This is a genomic window from Prevotella sp. TF12-30 (assembly GCF_003436715.1).
GTDB lineage: Bacteria > Bacteroidota > Bacteroidia > Bacteroidales > Bacteroidaceae > Prevotella > Prevotella copri_A.
Genome location: NZ_QSQJ01000097.1, coordinates 1 through 504, shown reverse-complemented (window position 1 = coordinate 504; position 504 = coordinate 1). Strand labels below are relative to the sequence as shown.

Below are 504 nucleotides of genomic sequence, written 5' to 3'. Positions count from 1 at the left end.
AAGAACCAAAACCATTCCCACTTGAAGAAGAACGTGTATTTGAATTGCCTTTTTTATTGGACAGTAGTGAATTATGATAAATCGAGTTACTTCATTAAAATTGATTTATTATTGCTGCCATAGCCGATAATCTTGACATCTACTTTTGAATGGATTAAAGTTGGTGAACCTTGTATCTTGTATTGGAAGTAGATTGTATCTATTTTCTCTGTTGTGGCTATTTTGAGAGTTTTAACTTGATTGAATGTTTCCATTGTTGTCTTTTTGAATTTTTTATTGTCGCAAATAACCACTCTTTTTTTTACAATATATCCTCGTTGGTCTGTCTTGTATTCAATAGCAACGTATGCCTCCAAATTATTTTTTTGAAACTCAATAGGATATTTACATTTTCTTTTCAATTCGTTTATAAACAACTCTTTATTTCTATAGTCTGGATTACCTGTGCTTACTTGGCATACATCAAATAGTTGCGGAGATGTTTCCACAAGAGACACATTAGTA

1 protein-coding gene is annotated in these 504 nt (G+C 31.2%); it reads right to left on the bottom strand.

Annotated features, from left to right (window positions below):
• Positions 1–86: 86 nt before the first annotated feature.
• Positions 87–504, bottom strand: a 418-nt coding sequence (locus DXD25_RS16845) for a hypothetical protein (protein WP_117664377.1), incomplete at its 5' end; no start/stop codon positions are given.